Source organism: Paracoccus sp. (in: a-proteobacteria), from assembly GCF_030538755.1.
Lineage (GTDB): Bacteria > Pseudomonadota > Alphaproteobacteria > Rhodobacterales > Rhodobacteraceae > Paracoccus.
On sequence record NZ_JAUNTJ010000001.1, the window covers coordinates 50,262 to 68,553 of the forward strand.

At 67.9% G+C, this 18,292-nt stretch carries 19 protein-coding genes; 11 read left to right on the plus strand and 8 right to left on the minus strand.

The genetic code is table 11. The annotated features are described in order from the left end of the window. The first annotated feature begins 2 nt into the window (after positions 1 to 2). From Q4G14_RS00285 to Q4G14_RS00300, 4 genes are all read left to right on the plus strand, one after another. Positions 3 to 1,604, plus strand: coding sequence for an ABC transporter ATP-binding protein (locus Q4G14_RS00285; protein ID WP_303359714.1), 1,602 nt, complete (start codon positions 3 to 5; stop codon positions 1,602 to 1,604). 115 nt (positions 1,605 to 1,719) lie between these two features. Then, complete coding sequence (locus Q4G14_RS00290; RefSeq protein ID WP_303359715.1) at positions 1,720 to 2,817, plus strand: ABC transporter permease; 1,098 nt, start codon at positions 1,720 to 1,722, stop codon at positions 2,815 to 2,817. Continuing rightward, positions 2,817 to 3,869 (plus strand): ABC transporter permease, encoded by a 1,053-nt coding sequence (locus tag Q4G14_RS00295; protein ID WP_303359716.1) that lies wholly within the window; start codon positions 2,817 to 2,819, stop codon positions 3,867 to 3,869. Before Q4G14_RS00290 ends, Q4G14_RS00295 begins: the two co-directional genes overlap by 1 nt. Then, complete coding sequence (locus tag Q4G14_RS00300; RefSeq protein WP_303359717.1) at positions 3,853 to 4,656, plus strand: purine-nucleoside phosphorylase; 804 nt, start codon at positions 3,853 to 3,855, stop codon at positions 4,654 to 4,656. The genes Q4G14_RS00295 and Q4G14_RS00300 overlap by 17 nt, the downstream gene beginning before the upstream one ends. A gap of 181 nt (positions 4,657 to 4,837) precedes the next feature. On the opposite strand, the gene mnmH is transcribed toward Q4G14_RS00300, so the two are convergent. Further along, positions 4,838 to 5,875, minus strand: coding sequence for a tRNA 2-selenouridine(34) synthase MnmH (gene mnmH, locus Q4G14_RS00305; RefSeq protein WP_303359899.1), 1,038 nt, complete (start codon positions 5,873 to 5,875; stop codon positions 4,838 to 4,840). Positions 5,876 to 5,891: 16 nt separating this feature from the next. After that, a complete protein-coding gene (locus Q4G14_RS00310) occupies positions 5,892 to 6,455 on the minus strand; it encodes a L,D-transpeptidase (RefSeq protein ID WP_303359718.1) in 564 nt (187 codons plus the stop codon). A 432-nt stretch (positions 6,456 to 6,887) separates the two neighbouring features. On the opposite strand from Q4G14_RS00310, the gene Q4G14_RS00315 reads away from it, so the two are divergent. Next, positions 6,888 to 9,140 (plus strand): cation-translocating P-type ATPase, encoded by a 2,253-nt coding sequence (locus Q4G14_RS00315; RefSeq protein WP_303359719.1) that lies wholly within the window; start codon positions 6,888 to 6,890, stop codon positions 9,138 to 9,140. Next, positions 9,137 to 9,805: a GDSL-type esterase/lipase family protein gene (locus Q4G14_RS00320; protein ID WP_303359720.1), complete on the plus strand. Its 669-nt coding sequence runs from the start codon at positions 9,137 to 9,139 to the stop codon at positions 9,803 to 9,805. Before Q4G14_RS00315 ends, Q4G14_RS00320 begins: the two co-directional genes overlap by 4 nt. A gap of 72 nt (positions 9,806 to 9,877) precedes the next feature. On the opposite strand, the gene Q4G14_RS00325 is transcribed toward Q4G14_RS00320, so the two are convergent. The 6 genes from Q4G14_RS00325 to Q4G14_RS00350 form a co-directional block, all read right to left on the minus strand. After that, the gene (locus tag Q4G14_RS00325) at positions 9,878 to 10,300 is read right to left on the minus strand and encodes a copper chaperone PCu(A)C (protein WP_303359721.1); all 423 of its coding nucleotides are present in this window, start codon (positions 10,298 to 10,300) and stop codon (positions 9,878 to 9,880) included. A gap of 37 nt (positions 10,301 to 10,337) precedes the next feature. After that, the gene (locus Q4G14_RS00330) at positions 10,338 to 10,679 is read right to left on the minus strand and encodes a hypothetical protein (protein WP_303359722.1); all 342 of its coding nucleotides are present in this window, start codon (positions 10,677 to 10,679) and stop codon (positions 10,338 to 10,340) included. A gap of 107 nt (positions 10,680 to 10,786) precedes the next feature. Next, complete coding sequence (gene rpmB, locus Q4G14_RS00335) at positions 10,787 to 11,071, minus strand: 50S ribosomal protein L28 (RefSeq protein WP_303359723.1); 285 nt, start codon at positions 11,069 to 11,071, stop codon at positions 10,787 to 10,789. 157 nt (positions 11,072 to 11,228) lie between these two features. Further along, positions 11,229 to 12,275: a bifunctional transcriptional activator/DNA repair enzyme AdaA gene (locus tag Q4G14_RS00340; protein WP_303359724.1), complete on the minus strand. Its 1,047-nt coding sequence runs from the start codon at positions 12,273 to 12,275 to the stop codon at positions 11,229 to 11,231. An 81-nt stretch (positions 12,276 to 12,356) separates the two neighbouring features. Next, positions 12,357 to 12,908: a murein L,D-transpeptidase family protein gene (locus Q4G14_RS00345; protein WP_303359725.1), complete on the minus strand. Its 552-nt coding sequence runs from the start codon at positions 12,906 to 12,908 to the stop codon at positions 12,357 to 12,359. Continuing rightward, positions 12,905 to 14,089 carry a MalY/PatB family protein gene (locus tag Q4G14_RS00350; RefSeq protein WP_303359726.1) on the minus strand — a complete coding sequence of 395 codons (1,185 nt, stop codon included), beginning with the start codon at positions 14,087 to 14,089 and terminating at the stop codon, positions 12,905 to 12,907. The genes Q4G14_RS00345 and Q4G14_RS00350 overlap by 4 nt, the downstream gene beginning before the upstream one ends. Before the next feature lie 76 nt (positions 14,090 to 14,165). On the opposite strand from Q4G14_RS00350, the gene def (Q4G14_RS00355) reads away from it, so the two are divergent. From def (Q4G14_RS00355) to Q4G14_RS00375, 5 genes are all read left to right on the plus strand, one after another. After that, positions 14,166 to 14,687, plus strand: a complete 522-nt coding sequence (gene def / locus Q4G14_RS00355; RefSeq protein ID WP_303359727.1) for a peptide deformylase — start codon at positions 14,166 to 14,168, stop codon at positions 14,685 to 14,687. Beyond that, positions 14,668 to 15,159 carry a peptide deformylase gene (def, locus tag Q4G14_RS00360; RefSeq protein ID WP_303359728.1) on the plus strand — a complete coding sequence of 164 codons (492 nt, stop codon included), beginning with the start codon at positions 14,668 to 14,670 and terminating at the stop codon, positions 15,157 to 15,159. Before def (Q4G14_RS00355) ends, def (Q4G14_RS00360) begins: the two co-directional genes overlap by 20 nt. After that, entirely contained in the window at positions 15,156 to 15,656 is a 501-nt protein-coding gene (gene def, locus Q4G14_RS00365) for a peptide deformylase (protein ID WP_303359729.1), read from the plus strand. Before def (Q4G14_RS00360) ends, def (Q4G14_RS00365) begins: the two co-directional genes overlap by 4 nt. Before the next feature lie 133 nt (positions 15,657 to 15,789). After that, on the plus strand, positions 15,790 to 17,451 hold the full coding sequence (locus Q4G14_RS00370; protein ID WP_303359730.1) for an alpha/beta-hydrolase family protein: 1,662 nt from the start codon (positions 15,790 to 15,792) through the stop codon (positions 17,449 to 17,451). Next, a complete protein-coding gene (locus tag Q4G14_RS00375) occupies positions 17,433 to 18,290 on the plus strand; it encodes a dienelactone hydrolase family protein (protein ID WP_303359731.1) in 858 nt (285 codons plus the stop codon). Before Q4G14_RS00370 ends, Q4G14_RS00375 begins: the two co-directional genes overlap by 19 nt. The last annotated feature ends 2 nt before the right edge of the window (positions 18,291 to 18,292 follow it).

Sequence of the window (18,292 nt, forward strand, 5' to 3'; positions counted from 1 at the left end):
CTATGGCGGCAGCCGGACATTCGGCACAGGGGCGGCCAGCATCGGCCGCCCCATATGCCATTGAATTACGCGGTATTTCCAAGGCTTTCGGTCCGGTTCAGGCGAATCGCGACATCAGCCTTGCCGTGCCCAGAGGCACGATTCAGGGCATCATCGGCGAAAACGGCGCGGGCAAATCCACGCTGATGTCGATTCTGTATGGGTTCTATAAACCCGATGCCGGTGAAATTCTGGTGAACGGCCAGCCGCTGAGCATTACCGATTCCATGACCGCGATCCGCGCGGGCATCGGCATGGTGTTTCAGCATTTCAAGCTGGTGCAGAACTTTACCGTTCTGGAAAACATCATTCTGGGGGCCGAGGATGGCGCCTTGCTGCGCCCCTCGCTGTCCAAGGCGCGCGGGGCGCTGCGTGATCTGGCGGCTGAATATCAGTTGAACGTCGATCCCGATGCGCTGGTCGAGGAACTGTCGGTCGGCCATCAGCAGCGGGTGGAAATCCTCAAGGCGCTGTATCGGCAGGCCGATATTCTGATTCTGGACGAACCCACCGGCGTGCTGACCCCCGCCGAGGCGGATCACCTGTTCCGCATCCTGCGCGGGCTGCGGGACGAGGGGAAAACCATCATCCTGATTACGCATAAACTGCGCGAAATCATGGAGATCACCGATAACGTATCCGTCATGCGCCGGGGCGAGATGGTCGGCCATGTGCGCACGGCCGACACCAGCCCCGAAGAACTGGCCGAGATGATGGTCGGTCGCAAGGTTCTGCTGAATGTCGATAAACGGCCCGCCAGCCCCGGCGCGCCGATCTTGCAGGTGCAGGATCTGCGCATGACCGATGCCGATGGCGTGGAACGGTTGCGCGGCATCAGCTTTGACATCCGCGCGGGCGAGGTGCTGGGGATCGCCGGGGTTTCCGGCAACGGGCAGACGCAACTGCTGGAAATCCTGGGCGGTTTTCCCGAAAAAGGCGCGCAGATCGGTGGTGCGGTGCAGGTGAACGGCCAGCCCTTGCCGCTGAGCGGGCGCGGCGCCGATGCCCGCAGCCGTCGCCGCGCCGGGATCGGCCATGTCCCCGAGGATCGTCAGGTCGAGGGGCTGATTATGGATTTTGCCGCATGGGAAAACGTCGCTTTCGGCTATCACGACGATCCTGCCTATAGCAGCGGGCTGTTCATGGATCGCGCGGCCATCCGCGCCGATGCGGTGGGCAAGATCGAACGCTTTGACATCCGCCCGCCAAGCTGCGATCTGGCGGCGCGCAATTTTTCCGGCGGCAACCAGCAAAAGATCGTCTGCGCCCGCGAGATCGAGCGCAACCCCGATCTGCTGCTGATCGGCCAGCCCACGCGCGGCGTGGACATCGGCGCGATCGAGTTCATCCACAAGCGCATCATCGAATTGCGCGACGCGGGCAAGGCGGTGCTGCTGGTCAGCGTCGAACTGGACGAGATCATGGCCCTGTCTGACCGCATCGCGGTGATGTTCGACGGCCGGATCATGGGCGAACGCCTGCCCGGCCAGACCTCGGCGGGCGAGTTGGGCCTGTTGATGGCCGGTGTGACGGGCGACGCGCCCAATGTCGGGGGGCAGGTCTGATGGCACGGGCGGATGCCTCCGGCGGGGATATTTATAAACGAAAGACGCAGCCTGGCTGCGGCGCGGTGGTGCCCGGCGGCGCTGTGGCGTGCGGCAAGACACGAAAGGCCCCGTGATGGAAAAGATGCCGAAATGGGCCGATGTGATCCTGACGCCGCTGATTTCGCTGTTGCTGGCCTTTGCCATTTCCGCGCTGGTCATTCTGGCCATCGGTGAAAGCCCGTATGAGGCGCTGAAAACCATGGTGACGGGTGCGCTTGGGTCCAGCTATGGCTGGGGCTTTACGCTGTATTACGCCACCAATTTCATCTTTACCGGGCTGGCCGTCATGGTCGCCTATCACGCCGCGCTGTTCAACATCGGCGGCGAGGGGCAGGCCGCGATGGGGGGGCTGGGCGTGGCGCTGGTCTTGCTGGCGTTTCCCTGGCCGCATTGGGGCATCGCCCTGCCTGCCGCCATGGTCGGGGCGGCGCTGTTCGGGGCGGCTTGGGCGCTGATTCCGGCCTGGCTTCAGGCTCGGCGTGGCAGCCATATCGTTATCACCACGATCATGTTCAACTTTATCGCCGCGGCGGTGCTGAACTATCTGCTGGTGAACGTGCTGCGCCCCGTGGGCAGCATGGACCCGGCCTCGGCCCGTTTTCCGGCGGAAACCCACCTGCCCAAGATCAGCGAGATGCTGGCCCAGGTGGGTATCGCGTGGGGCCGGAATACGCCCGTCAATATCACCTTTCTGATTGCTGTCGCCGCCTGCGTTCTGGTCTGGCTGCTGATCTGGCGCACCCGTCTGGGCTTCGAGATCCGCGCCTTTGGCAAATCCGAACCCGGCGCGCTGTATGCCGGGATCAGCCCGGTGCGGATCACCGTCATCGCCATGCTGATTTCGGGGGCTTTGGCCGGGCTGATGGCGATCAACAACGTCATGGGCGAGGCCGAGCGGCTGGTCCTGAACAACGTCGAGGGCGCGGGCTTTATCGGCATCGCCGTGGCGCTGATGGGGCGCAACCATCCCTTTGGCGTGCTGCTGGCCGCCTTGCTGTTCGGATTTCTGTATCAGGGCGGGGGCGAGCTGGCGCTGTGGACCCAGATCCCGCGCGAGTTGATCGTGGTGATTCAGGCGCTGGTCATCCTGTTCACCGGCGCGCTGGACAATATGGTGCGGATGCCGCTGGAACGGGTGTTCATGGCGCTGCGCCGGAAACGGGGGGCGTGATGGATTTCGCCACGATTCTGCAAATTCTCGATTCCTCGATCCGGCTGATGACGCCCTTGCTGCTGGCCTGTCTGGCCGGGCTGTATTCCGAACGGGCGGGCGTGTTCGACATCGGGCTTGAGGGCAAGATGCTGATGGCCGCCTTTGCCTCGGCTACGGTGGCGGCGGTGACGGGCAATGTCTGGCTGGGGCTGATGGCAGGGGTGCTGGGGGCGCTGCTGCTGTCGCTGGTGCATGGGCTGGCCTCGATCACCTTTCGCGGCAACCAGTTGATTTCCGGGGTGGCGATCAATTTTCTGGCTGCCGGGCTGACCGTGTTGTTGGGGCAGCGTATCTTTGGGCTGGGCGGGCGCACGCCCTCGCTGACGCCGGGGGCGGAACTGGATGCCAATGCGGGCGCGTTCCGTGACTGGCTGGGCGGGATCGTCGGCCCCGAAACCGTCACCGCGCTGACCACCATGCCGCGTTTCAGCGAAATCACCCTGCCGCTGGTTGAAATCCTGCGCCCGGTGCCGGTTCTGGGGCCGATCTATGCCGAGCTGATTTCCGGGCATACGGTGCTGGTCTATGCCGCCGCGCTGATGGTGCCGCTGACGTGGTGGGTGCTGTATCGCACCCGCTTTGGCCTGCGGCTGCGGGCGGTGGGGGAAAACCCGGCCTCGGTCGATACGGCGGGCGTATCGGTCGCCGGGCTGCGCTTTTCGGCGGTGATGATCTGCGGTGTGCTGTGCGGGATCGCCGGGGCCTATCTGGCCACCGGGCTGAACGCCGGTTTCGTCAAGGATATGACCGCCGGGCGCGGCTTTATCGCGCTGGCGGCACTGATCTTTGCCAAATGGCGGCCATGGGCGGCGCTTGGGGCGACCTTCCTGTTCGGCCTGCTGGAAGCCCTTGCGATCCGCTATCAGGTGCTGGATCTGGGCTTTGTCACCATCCCTTCAATGGTGATGAGCGCGCTGCCCTATGTCCTGACCGTCATCATTCTGGCGGGCTTTGTCGGCCGCGCCATTCCGCCCCGCGCCGGAGGAGAACCCTATGTCAAAGAGCGTTGATCTGGCCCGCCTGATCCAATCCCGCGCAGGCGATCAGCCGCCGGAATACGGGCTGATCCTCGGGTCGGGGCTGGGGCATCTGGCGGGCACGGTCGATGGCGTCGCCATCCCCTATGACGAGCTGCCGGGCTTTCCCCATGCAGGCGTGTCGGGCCATGTGCCGCAACTGGTCATCGGCCTGCTGGAAGGGCGACGCGTGGCGGTGTTCGGCGGGCGGGCGCATTATTACGAATCCGGCCGCCCCGATGCGATGCGCCTGCCGCTGCAAGTGCTGGCGGCGCTTGGCTGCGACCGGCTGATCCTGACCAATGCCGCCGGATCGCTGCGGCACGATATGCCGCCGGGCAGCCTGATGCTGCTGTCCGACCATATCGCCTTTGCCGGCACCAACCCCCTGATCGGCGAGCCGAGCGACGCCCGCTTTGTGCCGATGACGCAGGCGCATGACCCCGGCCTGCGTGCCGCGCTGAGCGATGCCGCGCGGGCCGAAGGCGTGGCGCTGCCGCAGGGCGTCTATGGCTGGTTTTCGGGGCCGTCCTTCGAAACCCCCGCAGAAATCCGCGCGGCACAGGTGCTGGGGATGGATGCGGTGGGCATGTCCACCGTGCCGGAAATCATCCTTGCCCGCTTTCTGGGCCTGCGCTGCGCGGCCATATCGGTCATCACCAATATGGGCGCGGGCCTGTCAGACGAAAACATCAGCCACGATCACACCAAGGAAATGGCCCCCTTGGGTGCGGCCAAGCTGGAAAAGCTGCTGCGCCGGATGCTGCGCGACGGCGCATAACCGCGCCCCATCTTTGGTCTGCAAATATCCTCGGGGGGGTGAGGAGGATCAGAAAAAGGTCCGGCGGACCTTTTTCCCGACGAACGCACGGCCCCTTGGGGGCCGGGCCGTCGCGGAACGCGGCGTCGGGGGGCAGACAGCCCCCCGTGTGGCGTTGGCCCCAAAACGCACCGCTGCTGCGTTATCCCCCCGCAATCACACCTGCGATCTGATCGGCGGCGCGGTTCAGCCCGGCATCATCCAGCCGTTCCACCGACACCACGGCACGGTCGCGGTTGCCGAAACGGGCGCGGTGGCGTTCATAGCGCGGGTCATAGTGGTCGCGCATCAGCCCCTGGGCCAGCCCGGTCCAGTCGCCGGCATCAGCCTGCTCCAGCCATTCCTGAATCCGCTCGGCAGGGTGCAGAGGGCGCAAGCGGTCGATGATTGTGGGCGCATCCGTCGCCGCATCGGCATAGGTGGCGGCGGTAAAGCGGGCACGCTCGGCCAGCGGCACCGACAGGCGGATGCGCGGCGCGGTGCAGATCGCCTGCCAGACGCTGCGCGGCACGGTCAGCGCGCCGATGCGGCTGCTTTCGGCCTCGAACACGACGGGGCGCGCCGGGTCCAGCCGTTCCAGCGCCCAGGCCAGCCGCCCCTCGAACAGCTTTTGCCCCGGCTGACCGCCCGGCATCGCGCCAAACAGTGATCCGCGATGATTGGCCAGACCTTCAAGGTCGATCACCTGCACGCCAGCGGCGGCCAGCCGGGCCAGCACCTCGGTTTTGGCCGACCCGGTGTTGCCGTCCAGCACGATGACCGGCGCAGGCACGCCGAGGTTCTGCACCCGGTCCACCACCAGCCGCCGCCATGTCTTGTAACCGCCCTCGATCCGGCCCACACGCCAGCCGATCTGCGACAGGATCACACCGAACCCACCCGAGCGCTGCCCGCCGCGCCAGCAATAGACCAAGGGCCGCCACCCGCCCGGATGCCCGGCCAGCGGCCCGGCAAGATGGCGCGCCGCATTGGCGGCCAGCAGCGCCGCGCCCAGCTTGCGCGCGTCAAACGGGGAAACCTGTTTGTAAATCGTGCCGACCTGTGCGCGTTCCTGATCTGACAGCACGGGCAGGTTGATTGCGCCGGGGATGTGGTCCTGGGCATATTCCGACGGGCTGCGCACGTCGATGATGGCATCGAACCCGGCCAAGGCCGGGTCCGCCACCGAAGTCAGGGAAATTCCGCGCAAGGCCGGATCAATAGACCCAGACCGGCGTGCCGACGGGCACCTGATCGTAAAGGCTCATCACCGCTTCGTTGCGCATCCGCAGGCACCCGTTCGAGACCGCGCGCCCGATCGAGTTCGGCTCGGTCGTGCCGTGGATGCGGATGGCGGTGTCGCGGCCCTGCGCGTCATACAGATACAGCGCCCGCGCGCCCAGGGGGTTGCGCGGCCCGCCCGGCATCCCGTCCTTGTAACGCTCATAAGCGGCGGGGTTGCGTTTAATCATCTCGTTCGTGGGGCGCCAGCTGGGCCATTCGACCTTGCGGCCGACGGTGGCCTGACCCTTCCACACCAGTTCGTCGCGGCCCACGGCCACCCCGTAACGGATCGCCCGGCCCGGCGCGACGACGTGATACAGGTAAAAATCGCGGCTGACGACGACGATGGCGCCGACCGGGAAATCCTCGCGGATGGCGACCTCGGTCGGGGCATAGGGGTCGCGCGTGGCGGCAGCCGGCGTTGCGGCCTGCGCCCAGACCAGCGAGGGCGCGGCGATCAGCGGCAGGGCAAGCGACAGCATATGGCGGCGTTTCATCGTCAAATTCCCGGTATTATCACAAATTTTGCCCATGCTTATACGGTGCGGCGGGTGGCGCGCAACTCAATCCCGCGTCATCGGTGGGGCGTCGGCGGGTTTCCCTTGACGCGGCGGGGCGGCGCGCACATCTGAAAGGGATGGACCGCGCATCGCCATATCGCTGCCCGCGCCGCCACGCCACGCGTGCCCCGCATCTGTGCCGGGGCCGGGGCGGGCGTGGTTGCCGCTGCCATCAGGGCGCGCGGCGGCGGCTGGCGCGGCAAACGGCCTCCTCTGCCGCGCGTGATCCGATGCGCCCCGGTCATCCGCAGCGCCTGACCCTGCCGCCGCCGGTGGCGCGGCTTGTGCAGCATGTGCCACAGCGACCGCAGGGGCCACCCTGTCCCGACCGCAACCCCGTGATACCGGCTTTTGCGACAGGACGACCCCATGACCAACACACCATCTTTCGCCGCTGACCCCGCCCCCACGCAGGACAGCTTTCTGACCATCGAGGGGATGAGCTGCGCCGCCTGCTCTGGCCGGGTCGAGCGCGCGCTAAAGGCGCAGCCCGGCGTTCAGGCCGCCGTGGTCAACCTTGCCACCGGCAGCGCCCGCGTGACCCATGCCGCCGGGGGCGACCCGCAGGCACTGGCCGATGCCGTCACGGCGCAGGGCTATCCGGCGGCGCTGCGCCAGCCCGGCGCGCGGCGCGATACCGCCAACGCGCAGGCGCAGGAAACCGCCAGCCTGCGCCGCCGCTTTCTGATCGCGCTGGTGCTGACGCTGCCGGTGTTCATCGTGGAAATGGGCGGCCATGCCGTTCCGGCCTTTCACCACTGGCTGCATGGCGCGGTGGGCGAACACCCGCTGTGGATATTGCAAATGCTGCTGACTCTGGCCGTTCTGGCCGGGCCGGGGCGGCTGTTCTTTGCCCATGGCATCCCCGCCCTGCTGCGCGGCGGCCCCGAAATGAACAGCCTTGTCGCGCTTGGGGCCGGGGCGGCGTTTGCCTATTCCTCGCTGGTGACGCTGGCGCCGGGCCTGCTGCCCCCCGACGCGCGCCATGTCTATTTCGAGGCGGCGGCGGTCATCGTCACGCTGATCCTGATGGGCCGCTGGCTGGAAGCGCGGGCGCGCGGGCAGGCGGGTGCCGCGATCCGGCACCTGATCGGGCTGACGCCCGACACCGCCACGCTGCTGCGCGATGGCCAGCCCGTCACCGTGCCCGCCGCCGATCTGATGCCCGGCGATCTGATCCGCCTGCGCCCCGGCGAACGTGTGGCCGTGGACGGCGAGATCACCGACGGCACCGGCACCATAGACGAGGCGATGCTGACCGGCGAGCCCGTGCCGGTGACGAAAGCCCCCGGCGATCCGGTGACGGGCGGCACGGTCAACGGCTCTGCCGCGCTGGTGATGCGCGTCACCGCGACCGGCGGCGATACGGTGCTGTCGCGCATCGTGACGCTGGTCGAGGAGGCGCAGGCGACCAAGCTGCCGGTGCAGGCGCTGGTGGACCGGATCACCCGCATCTTTGTGCCTGCGGTGATGGCCCTGGCCGCGCTGACCTTTGCGCTGTGGCTGGCCTTTGGCCCCGGTCTGGCCGAGGCCTTTGTGGCCGCCGTATCGGTGCTGATTATCGCCTGCCCCTGCGCGATGGGGCTGGCGGTGCCGGTCTCGATCATGGTCGGCACCGGGCGGGGGGCGGAACTGGGCATCCTGTTCCGGCGCGGTGACGCGCTGCAACGGCTGGCCCAAGCCAGGGTGGTGGCCTTTGACAAGACCGGCACTCTGACTCAGGGCGCCCCCGCGCTGACCGATCTGCGCAGCGCGCCGGGCTGGTCGCGCGATCAGGTGCTGCGGCTGGCGGCGGCGGCGGAAGCGCAATCCGAACACCCGCTGGCCGCCGCCATCGTCGCGGCGGCGCAGGGGCTGGAGCTGCCCCCGGCGCAGGATGTGACCGCCACCGCAGGGCGCGGCCTGACCGCTTGGGTTCAGGGGCAGGCGCTGCTGATCGGCAACCTTGCCGCGCTAGAGCAGGCGGGTGTGGCCGCTGCCCCCGACCTGCTGCGCGCGGCCGATGATTGGGCCGGGCAGGGGGCGACTCCGGTGCATCTGGCCGTTGACGGCACCCATATCGCCGCCATGGCACTGGCCGATCCGGTGCGCGACGATGCGGCGGCGGCGATCCGCGGCCTGCACGATCTGGGCCTGCGCACGGCGATGATCTCTGGCGACACTCCGGCCACGGCGCAGGCGGTGGGGGCGCGGCTGGGGATCGACCAGATCACCGCTGGTGTCCTGCCCGAAGGCAAGCTGGATCAGATCCGCGCCATGGGGGTGGGCAGCGTCTTTGTGGGTGACGGCATCAACGATGCGCCCGCACTGGCCGCCGCCGATACCGGCATTGCCATCGGCACCGGCACCGATGTCGCGATCGAGTCGGCGGATGCGGTGCTGTCGGCGGGCGATCCGTCCGGCGTGGTGCGCGCGATCCGGCTGAGCCGCGCGGTGATGCGCAATATCCGGCAGAACCTGTTCTGGGCCTTCGCCTATAACACCGCGCTGATCCCGGTGGCGATGGGGGTGCTGGTGCCCTTTGGCGGGCCGCAACTGTCGCCGATGCTGGCGGCGGGGGCGATGGCGCTGTCATCTGTCTTTGTCGTCACCAATGCCCTGCGGCTGCGGCGTGCGCCATGATCGCGCGGCGGGCGGTTCTGGCGGGTATGGCGGCGCTGCCTTGGGCGGGAGGCGTCGGTGCCGGTGCCGCCCGCGCAGCCGGGGCCGGGCCGCGCATCGTGATGCTGGGCGACAGCCTGACTCAGGGCTTTGGTCTGGCCAAGGGCTATGGGCTGGTGCCGCAACTGCAAGACTGGCTGGCGCAGGCGGGCACGCCCGCGCGGATCATCAACCACGGCCTGTCGGGCGACACCACCTATGGTGGGCGTGTCCGCATGGGCCGGGCGCTGCGCGGCGGGGCCGATGGGGTGATCGTCGAGTTGGGGGCCAATGACCTGCTGATGGGCTGGTCCGCCAGCCGGGCCGAGGCCAACCTTGACGCGATCCTGACCCGCGCGGGCCGGGGCGGGCGTCCGCTGTTGCTGGTGGGGATCGACGCGCCGATCCGCGACCGGGCGCGGCGGGCCGAGTGGGCGGCGATCTGGCCCCGGCTGGCCGCGCGGCATGATGCGCTGCTGCTGCCCGATCTGTATGCGCCGATCACGGCTTTGCCCGACGGCGACCGGGCGGCCTATCTGCTGGCGGATGGGGTGCATCCTTCGGCGCAGGGGGCCGCGCTGCTGGCGGCGCATCTGGGGCCATCGGTGCAGGCGCTGATCGCGCGGATCGCGGCCCGCCATCGCTGAGCGCGGCGGGCCGCATGGGCAGGGCGGTCAGTGCCCGGTGGGACTATCCGCCGCGGCGGCGGGCGCATCCGGCTAGCGGGCGTTGTCCACCGTGGTTTCGACATCAACCGTTCCGCAATCGCCGAAATCCAGCGTGAACTTGACCGTATCGCCATCGCTCAGCGGTTCGTGCAGGCCCAGGAACATGACGTGATCGGCACCGCGCTGCATCAGATGGGTTTCACCGGCGGGGATGGTGATGCCACCCTCGATCTGCACCATCTGCATCACGCCATCCACCTCGCGGTGGGTGTGAAGCTCGGTCCGTTCGGACAGATCCGAGGTGGCGCCGCTCAGGGTGCAGGCCACGTCATGGTGATTGTCCAGCAGCATAAAGGCCGCGCCGGTCTGCGGGTTGGAACTGCGGGCATAGGCATTTTCGACCGCCACAGCGTCATGGGCCAGCGCAGCCACGGGGAAAAGCGCCATAACGGCGGCGAAAGTCAGGGTTTTCATGGTGTTATCCTGTCGTTAACGGAAAAGGTCAGAGGGGTTATGACAGGGTAAATGGCGGGTCACGGGCGTTGTGGGGCGGGATGTCGCGGGATTGGCTGTTGTGGGACCAGATGGCCCAGTCCATGCGGCGAAGCTGCGGCAGCAGGCGTTGCGGCTCATCCGCAGGCGCGACCGCCGCCAGCAGGGACAGCGCCATATCGGGGCAAAAGTGGTTCTGTTCGACCGGCTGGCCCTGATCGTCCACCGCGATGCGGATGGTCACGCTGCCGGCGCAGATCACGATCTGCCCGGCCATCTGCGCCTGGCCACGCGCCGACCCAAGCGCAACACCGGTCACGACCAGAATCAGGATCAGCGCAGAGTGGACCAGACGAATCATGCCGCCGATTAAGGCACCACCTGCCCGCCTGCGCAATCGCCTACACGCAGATGCGAAAACCCCGCCGGGCAGGCGGGGTGATTATCGCGATCCTGCCGTGGCAAGGATCAGGCGGCAGCGCCCTTGGCGATGTCGCGCTTGATCTTCAGGGCGCGGGGCGACAGTTCGTCGTCCTTGGCCTTGGCCAGAAACGCATCCAGACCGCCCCGGTGATCGACCGAGCGCAGCGCCGCAGCGGAAATCCGCAGCGAATAGGACTGGCCCGTGGTTTCCGACAGCAGGGTCACGTCGTTCAGGTTCGGCAGAAACCGGCGACGGGTCTTGTTGTTGGCGTGGCTGACGTTATTGCCGGTCATCGGCCCTTTGCCGGTCAGTTCGCAAACGCGCGACATGATCTTGTTCCTTCGTTGCAGCGGGCGGGCACCGCCTTGGACCGGCTGCCGCCAATGTGAAAGGGCGCCGCGAGGCAGCGCCCGGAAATTCCGTTCGCGGGTGGATATACGCCCCGACCCGCCACGTCAAGCCCCGCAGGCGCTTTTTGCGCCCGGATCAGGCATAGGCGGATTCGATTTCGATCAGCTTTTCCTTGCGCCACAGCCCCCCGGCATAGCCGGTCAGGCGGCCATCGGCACCGATGACGCGGTGGCAGGGGATCACGATGGCGATGCGGTTGCGGGCATTCGCCCCCGCCACCGCGCGCGTGGCGGTCGGCTGGCCCAGATCGCGGGCCAGTTGCGCGTAACTGCGCGTCTGGCCTGCCGGAATCTGGCGCAGCGCCTGCCAGACCCGTTGCTGGAACGGCGTCCCCAGCAGCGCCAGCGGCAGGTCGAACTGCGCCTGACGTCCGGCGAAAAAGGCGGCCAGCTGCGCTTCGGTCGCATCGGTGATGACGGTGCGGCCAAGGGCGATGCGCCCGCCCGCCGCCTGCGAGACCTGCCGCAATTGCGTGGGCAGCGCCTTGCGGTCGGTGAACTCCAGCAGATGCAGGGCCGAATCATCGGCGATGGCGATCATCCCGCCCAAAGGGGTGTCGATCCAGTCGGCGCGCAGGTCGGCCGTCGCGCGCCATTCATGCGGAGGATGGCCGAACAGCCGCGCGAACGCCTGCCGAAACCCCGAGGCCGAATCAAAGCCCGCGTCCAGTTGTGCGTCGATCATGCGTGATCCTTTCGTCATCGCCCGCATTCCGGCGCGCAGGCGCAGGGCGCGGGCATATTGCAGAAATGTCTGGCCAAAGTGGCGGTGAAAGGCGCGGCGCACCGTCGAAGGGTCCAGCCCCGCCGTGCTCAGGTCCGCCTCGGACCAGCGCCGCGCGGGATCGGCGTTCAGCCGTGCGACCAGCCCCGCCACCAGCGGATCGCCCGCCGCCTGCGGCTGGCCGGGGTGGCAGCGCCGGCAAGGGCGGAACCCGGCGGCAGCGGCCTGCGCGGCAGTGCCGAACCAGCGGCAGTTTTCCGGGCGCGGCTTGCGCGCCGGGCAGGTCAGGCGGCAGAACACCCCGGTCGAGGTGACGCCGACCAGCGCCCGCCCCTCGAACGCGGGGTCGCGGGCGATCAGGGCGCGATACAGGGTGGCGGGGTCGGGCAGGTCGGTCATGGCTGGTCCTTTCTGCCCCGGCTTAACCGATTCGCCCCGGCCTTGCGGCGCAGAATCGGGCGTTGATTTCCGGTGCCGCGCTCATGGCCGGATTTCGACGGTGGTGCCGATGCGGGTGGCGGCAAAGACCTCGCGCATGTCGTGGTCGGATATGGCGATGCAGCCGGCGGTCCAGTCGCCCGGCAGCACCTCGCCCGGCGGGCGCTGGTTGGGCTGGCCGTGGATAAAGATGTCGCCGCCGGGGTCCACGCCCGCCGCCCGCGCCGCCGCGCGGTGGCTGGCCTGCGGATAGTCGATGCCCAGCGACAGGTGATAGGCCGAACGGTCGTTGCGGCGGTCGATGCGGAACACGCCCTCGGGGGTTTTGCCGTCGCCCTGCCGGGCCTTGTCGCCCAAGGGCGCAAAGCCAAGCGCGACGGCATAGGTTTTCACCGGCTGCCCACCCCGCCACACGGTCATGCGGCGGTCGGATTTGTCGATGGTGATGCGGTCGATCTGCCCGGTCAGCGGCGGTGACGGTGACAATGGCGGCACGGGCAGCGGGCGCGGCCCCGGCGCCAGCCACAACAGCCAGACCGCCACCGCGATCAGCGCCAGCGTCAGGGCGGAAAACAGCCGGGCCAGCCGTCTCATTGCAGGTCGGCAAAGGCGTCTTGCAGGCGCTGCGCGGCCTGTTCGACGCGGGCGCGCTGTGTGGCCAGATTGAACCGCAAAAAGCTGTCGCCGCCCAGGCCAAAGCTGGGTCCGTGGTTCGCCGCGATCCGGGCGGCCTGTTCGACGCGGGCGGTAAACTCGGCCCGCTCCATCCCGGTGCCGCTGAAATCCACCCATGCCAGATAGGTCGCCTGCAACGGCATCGCGCGCAGGCCGGGGATGGCGTTCACCGCCGCGTCAAAGATGCGGCGGTTGCCATCGAGATAGAGCATCAGTGCATCGACCCATGCCGCGCCCTCGGGGGAATAGGCGGCGGCGACCATATCCGGGCCGAACAGACCGGGCGAGATACCCAAGGCTGCCAGCCGGTCCTGAAACCGTCGGCGCAGGGCCGGATCGGCGATGATCGCATTGCCCAGATGCGCCCCGGCGATGTTGAAGGTCTTGGTTGCGGCGCACAGCGTCACCAGCCGGTCGGCAATGTCAGGCGCGGCCAGAGCGGTGACGCTGTGACGCGGGGCGCCGGGCAGGACCAGATCGTGGTGAATTTCGTCGCTGACCAGAATCAGGTCGTGGCGGCGGCAGAAATCGGCGGTGGCGCGCAGTTCATCCGCCGACCAGACGCGGCCGCCGGGGTTGTGCGGCGAACACAGGATCAGCATCTTTTCGCGCCCGGTCATCGCCGCGTCCCATGCCTCGAAATCCATCCGATACTGCCCGTCGTGCAGGGCCAGCGGCAGCTCGGCCACCTCGCGCCCGGCGGCGTGGATGATGCGGGCAAAGGCGTGGTAAACCGGCGTCATCAGCACCACGCGGTCGCCGGGTCGGGTATATGCCTCGACCGCGATGCCGGTGGCGTTGACCAGCCCGTGCGTGGACAGAATCCAGTCGGGTTGCACCGCCCAGCCGTGGCGGGTCTGCATCCACCAGCGGATCGAATCGGTATAGGCCGCGTTCGCCCCCGGATAACCATAAATGCCATGAGCCGCGATTTTTTCGACCGCGCGCTGCACGGCGGCGGGGGGGCGGAAATCCATGTCGGCCACCCACATGGCGATGCCGTCGTCGGGTGCGACGCCATAGATTTGCTGCATATCGTCCCATTTGCTGCATCCGGTGCCGACGCGGTTGATCGGCAGGTCGAAATCGGGCTGGCTCATGTCTGGTCTCCGCTGTTGGTTGATCTTGTTTAGGGGGATTGTTGCTTATGGCCAAGGCTTGGCCTAGATCACGGCCATGACATTGCGCCCGATCCTGATCCATCCCGACCCGCGGCTGAAAAAGGTCGCAGACCCGGTGGCCCGTATCACGCCCGAGGTGGAAACCCTGGCGGCGGATATGCTGGCCACGATGTATGACGCGCCCGGCGTCGGGCTGGCCGCGCCGCAGGTCGGCGTGAACCTGCGCGTCTTTGTGATGGACGCCACCAAAGACCCCGAGGCATCGCCGCGCCCGATGGTGCTGGTGAACCCGGAAATCGACTGGCTGTCCGACGAGTTGAACAGCTATGAAGAAGGCTGCCTGTCGATCCCCGACCAATATGCCAGCGTCACCCGGCCCAGACAGGTGCGGCTGCGCTGGCTGGGTCTGGACGGCGCCACCCATTCCGAGGAATTCGACGGCCTGTGGGCCACCTGTGCGCAGCACGAGCTGGATCACCTGAACGGCATCCTGTTCATCGACCATCTGTCGGCCATCCGGCGGCAGATGATAACCCGCAAGATGGTAAAGCTGAAACGTGACCAAGCCCGCGCCTGATGGCCTGCCGCCCGGCAAGGTTCGCCCGATTGTCATGCACCCCGATCCGCTGCTGCGGTCGCGGGCCGAGCCTGTCGGCTATCTGGATGGGCAGGCGCTGATGGAACTGGCGGGCGATCTGTTCGCCACCATGTATGCCGCGCAGGGGCGCGGGCTGGCCGCGCCGCAGATCGGCGTGTCGCGCCGGGCCTTTGTCATGGATGCGGGCTGGAAAGAGGGGCGGCCCGATCCGGTGCTGATGCTGGACCCGGCGATCATCATGCGATCCACCGTCTGCGACGAGGCCGAGGAGGCATGTCTGTCGATCCCCGGTCAGCCGGTGATGGTATCGCGCCCGACGGGGATCGAGATCCTGTTCTATGATCTGAACGGCATGTGCATCAGCCGCGCCTTGCAGGGGATGCCCGCGCGGATCGCGCAGCATGAGTTCGATCATCTGGAAGGGCGTCTTGTTCTGGATTACCTGCCATGAGCGTGCGCCCCTTTCTGCCCTATGACGACCGCCGCCTGCACCGCCCCGCCGATCCGGTCGAGGCGGTGACGGAAACCGTGCGGATGATCTGGGATGACATGATCGACACGATGGAGGCCATGCCCGGCGTCGGGCTGGCCGCGCCGCAGATCGGTATCATGCTGCGGCTGGCGGTGGTCGATGCCTCGGACAAGCGGGGGCAGGCGGTGCGCATGGCCAACCCCGAGGTGCTGCACGCCTCGGTTCAGATGCGCGCCCATGACGAGGCCAGCCCGAATTTGCCCGGCGTATCCGCCAGCATCACCCGCCCCCGCGCGGTGACAGTGCGGTTTCTGAACGATCAGGGCGAGGTCGAGGACCGCGATTTCGTCGGTTTGTGGGCGGTATCGGTGCAGCATCAGATCGACCATCTGAACGGGCGCGTTTATGTCGATCACCTGTCGCCTCTGCGCCGCAAGATGCTGGTGCAGAAATCGGCCAAGCTGGCGCGTAAATAGCCGCCGCTGGTGCCTGATGCCTTGCCGGAGCCTCCGGCGGGGATATTTACCGGACCAAAGATGACATGGCGGTGAATTGAATTCCGCCGCCATGACAGGCAGAGGGGAAGGGTCGTTTCCAGAGCGAGCCGTGATGCCCCTGCAATTGTCCCGCCCCCGTGTTGCGATCCTGCCCTTGCTGGCCGGGCTGTCGTTGGCGGCCTTGTCGCTGACGCCTTCGCTGGTGCCGCGCGACTGGCTGACGCAGGGGGTGTTGGCCGGGTTGTCGATGGGGCTGGGCTATCTGGTCATGCAGGCGCTGCTGACCATGTGGCGGTCTCTGGGGATTGCGGTGCTGAGCGGGCGCGCCGCCGATGCCGGGCATCTGATGGTGGCGCTGCCGGTCATGGCGCTGGTCGTGGCTTGTCTGGCGCGGGCGGGGGCATGGCAGGACGACATCCGGTCGCGCGTGGGTTTGCCGCCTGCGGATGAGTTCAGCATCGTCTGGATGAGCGTGCTGGCACTGGCGGTTTTTGCCGCTTTGTTTCTGATCGGCTGGCTGGTGCAGGGGCTGTTTGACATTCTGCGGCGGCGGCTGGCGCGCTATATCCCGGTGCGGATGGCGAATGTCATCGGGCTGTTGCTGGCGGCGCAGATGGTGGTGATCGTGACCCGCGACGGGGTGGTGAACCGGCTGCTGGAGGTGGCGGATGCCAGCTTTGTCGCCGCTCAGCAGTTGACTGACCCTGACGCCCCCGCTCCGCAGGAAAGCTGGCGGGCGGGCGGGCCGGGATCGCTGATCGACTGGGCGATGATGGGCAAGCCGGGGCGGGATTTCGTGCTGTCGGGGGCCGATGCGGCGGCGATTTCGGCGGTGACCGGGCGTCCGGCGCGCGATCCCTTGCGCATCTATGTCGGGCTGGCGCAAGACCCCGATCCGCAGCGCCGCGCCGCCATCGCCCTGGCCGAGATGGAGCGGTTGGGGGCGTTCGGGCGCAAGGTTCTGGTGGTGGCCAGCCCGACCGGCACCGGCTGGCTGGACCCTGCCGGGCATGATCCGCTGGATTATATGCATGATGGCGATATTGCCACGGTGGCGGTGCAGTATTCCTATCTGCAAAGCCCGCTGGCACTGATCTTTGAGACTGACGCCGGGCTGGAGCAGGCCAATGCGCTGATGCGGCTGATCCATGACCGCTGGCGGGCGATGGACCCCGCCACCCGGCCCCGGCTGTATATGGCGGGGATTTCGCTGGGGGCGTGGTCATCCATGAATGCGTTCAATGTGTTTCAGATGATGAACGATCCCGTTGACGGCGCGCTGTGGGCCGGGCCGCCGTTTCCGTCGCAATTGTGGCGGCAGGCGGTGGCGGCGCGCAACCCTGGTTCGCGCCATGTGTTGCCCGAGGTGGGCGAGGGCGATCTGGTGCGCTTTGCCAGCCAATATGCCGCGCCGGACCGCTCGGGGCGGCCCTGGGGGCGGACGCGCATCCTGTTTCTGCAATATGCCAGCGATCCGATCGTGTTCTTTGATGCGACCTCGGCCTGGCGCGCGCCGCGCTGGATGCGCGAACCGCCCGCGCCGGATGTGTCGCCCTTGCTGGATTTCGTGCCCATCGTCACGCAATTGCAACTGGGGCTGGACATGATGCTGAGCAAGGTGCCGCCGCCCGGCTTTGGCCATGATTATCACGCCCATGACTATATCGCCGCATGGGCCGCCGTCAGCGCCCCCGAAGGGTGGAGCGAGGACCGCGCCGCCCGCTTGCGGGCGATTTGCGGGCAAGAGGTGATCGGATGCGCACCCGGCGGTTGATCCTGCGGCTGGCGGCGGTTGTGGCGCTGATCCTTGCGGCGCTGGTGCTGAACACCGGGCGCAATGTGGCGGGCTGGGTGCCGCTGGAGGAAGCGCCGGACGAGCGGCTGGCCGAGTTGGCCCCCGCCTGGCGGCTGCTGCGCCCCGAGGGGCCGGGGCCGTGGCCCGCGGCGGTGCTGTTGTCGGGCTGTGACGGGGTGCAGGACAATATGGACCGATGGGCGCGGTTCTTTGCCGCGCAGGGCCGGGCGGCGCTGATCGTCAACAGCCACCGCCCGCGTGGGCTGGACCGGCGGCAGGCGTGGCGCGCGGTCTGCGCCGGGCAGGTGCTGACCGGGGGCGAGCGGGCGGGCGATCTGGCCGTGGCGCTGGCGGCGCTGGACGGCATGGGGCTGCGTGGCGATGACGTGATTGTGTTGGGCGCCTCGCACGGGGGGTGGACCGCGATGGAGCTGATGGCGCAACTGGCTGGTGACGACCCGCCGCCGGGGCTGAGCGCCTGGCCCGAACCGCCCGCGCAACTGGCGGCGCGGATCAGCCGTCTGGTGCTGCTGTATCCCTATTGCGGCTTTGCCAGCCGTGCGGGCGGTGACTGGCCGCCGGGCCTGCGTGGGCTGATGATTCTGGCCGGGGATGACCGCATCGTTGACCCCGACGCCTGCCGCGAGATGGCCGGGCAGGGCTTGCCGCTGGAGGTGCATGTGCTGGCGGGGGCGGATCACGGGTTTGACCAGCGCAGCCGCTCGGTTCTGTCGCCCTTGCGGTTCAATGCCGCCGCCACCGCGCAGGCCGAGGCGCTGGTCGGGGCATTTGCATCGCCGCCGCAGGCCGGGCTATGACA

Bases quoted from the DNA above. Each gene is read 5' to 3' on its own strand.
- Q4G14_RS00315 (WP_303359719.1), top strand. From the start codon at position 6,888: ATGACCAACACACCATCTTTCGCCGCTGACCCCGCCCCCACGCAGGAC.
- Q4G14_RS00285 (WP_303359714.1), top strand. From the start codon at position 3: ATGGCGGCAGCCGGACATTCGGCACAGGGGCGGCCAGCATCGGCCGCC.
- Q4G14_RS00320 (WP_303359720.1), top strand. From the start codon at position 9,137: ATGATCGCGCGGCGGGCGGTTCTGGCGGGTATGGCGGCGCTGCCTTGG.
- def (WP_303359729.1), top strand. From the start codon at position 15,156: ATGAGCGTGCGCCCCTTTCTGCCCTATGACGACCGCCGCCTGCACCGC.
- Q4G14_RS00325 (WP_303359721.1), bottom strand. From the start codon at position 10,300: ATGAAAACCCTGACTTTCGCCGCCGTTATGGCGCTTTTCCCCGTGGCT.
- Q4G14_RS00370 (WP_303359730.1), top strand. From the start codon at position 15,790: ATGCCCCTGCAATTGTCCCGCCCCCGTGTTGCGATCCTGCCCTTGCTG.
- Q4G14_RS00300 (WP_303359717.1), top strand. From the start codon at position 3,853: ATGTCAAAGAGCGTTGATCTGGCCCGCCTGATCCAATCCCGCGCAGGC.
- rpmB (WP_303359723.1), bottom strand. From the start codon at position 11,071: ATGTCGCGCGTTTGCGAACTGACCGGCAAAGGGCCGATGACCGGCAAT.
- Q4G14_RS00290 (WP_303359715.1), top strand. From the start codon at position 1,720: ATGGAAAAGATGCCGAAATGGGCCGATGTGATCCTGACGCCGCTGATT.
- def (WP_303359727.1), top strand. From the start codon at position 14,166: ATGACATTGCGCCCGATCCTGATCCATCCCGACCCGCGGCTGAAAAAG.
- Q4G14_RS00330 (WP_303359722.1), bottom strand. From the start codon at position 10,679: ATGATTCGTCTGGTCCACTCTGCGCTGATCCTGATTCTGGTCGTGACC.
- Q4G14_RS00345 (WP_303359725.1), bottom strand. From the start codon at position 12,908: ATGAGACGGCTGGCCCGGCTGTTTTCCGCCCTGACGCTGGCGCTGATC.
- Q4G14_RS00375 (WP_303359731.1), top strand. From the start codon at position 17,433: ATGCGCACCCGGCGGTTGATCCTGCGGCTGGCGGCGGTTGTGGCGCTG.
- Q4G14_RS00340 (WP_303359724.1), bottom strand. From the start codon at position 12,275: ATGACCGACCTGCCCGACCCCGCCACCCTGTATCGCGCCCTGATCGCC.
- Q4G14_RS00350 (WP_303359726.1), bottom strand. From the start codon at position 14,089: ATGAGCCAGCCCGATTTCGACCTGCCGATCAACCGCGTCGGCACCGGA.
- Q4G14_RS00310 (WP_303359718.1), bottom strand. From the start codon at position 6,455: ATGAAACGCCGCCATATGCTGTCGCTTGCCCTGCCGCTGATCGCCGCG.
- Q4G14_RS00295 (WP_303359716.1), top strand. From the start codon at position 2,817: ATGGATTTCGCCACGATTCTGCAAATTCTCGATTCCTCGATCCGGCTG.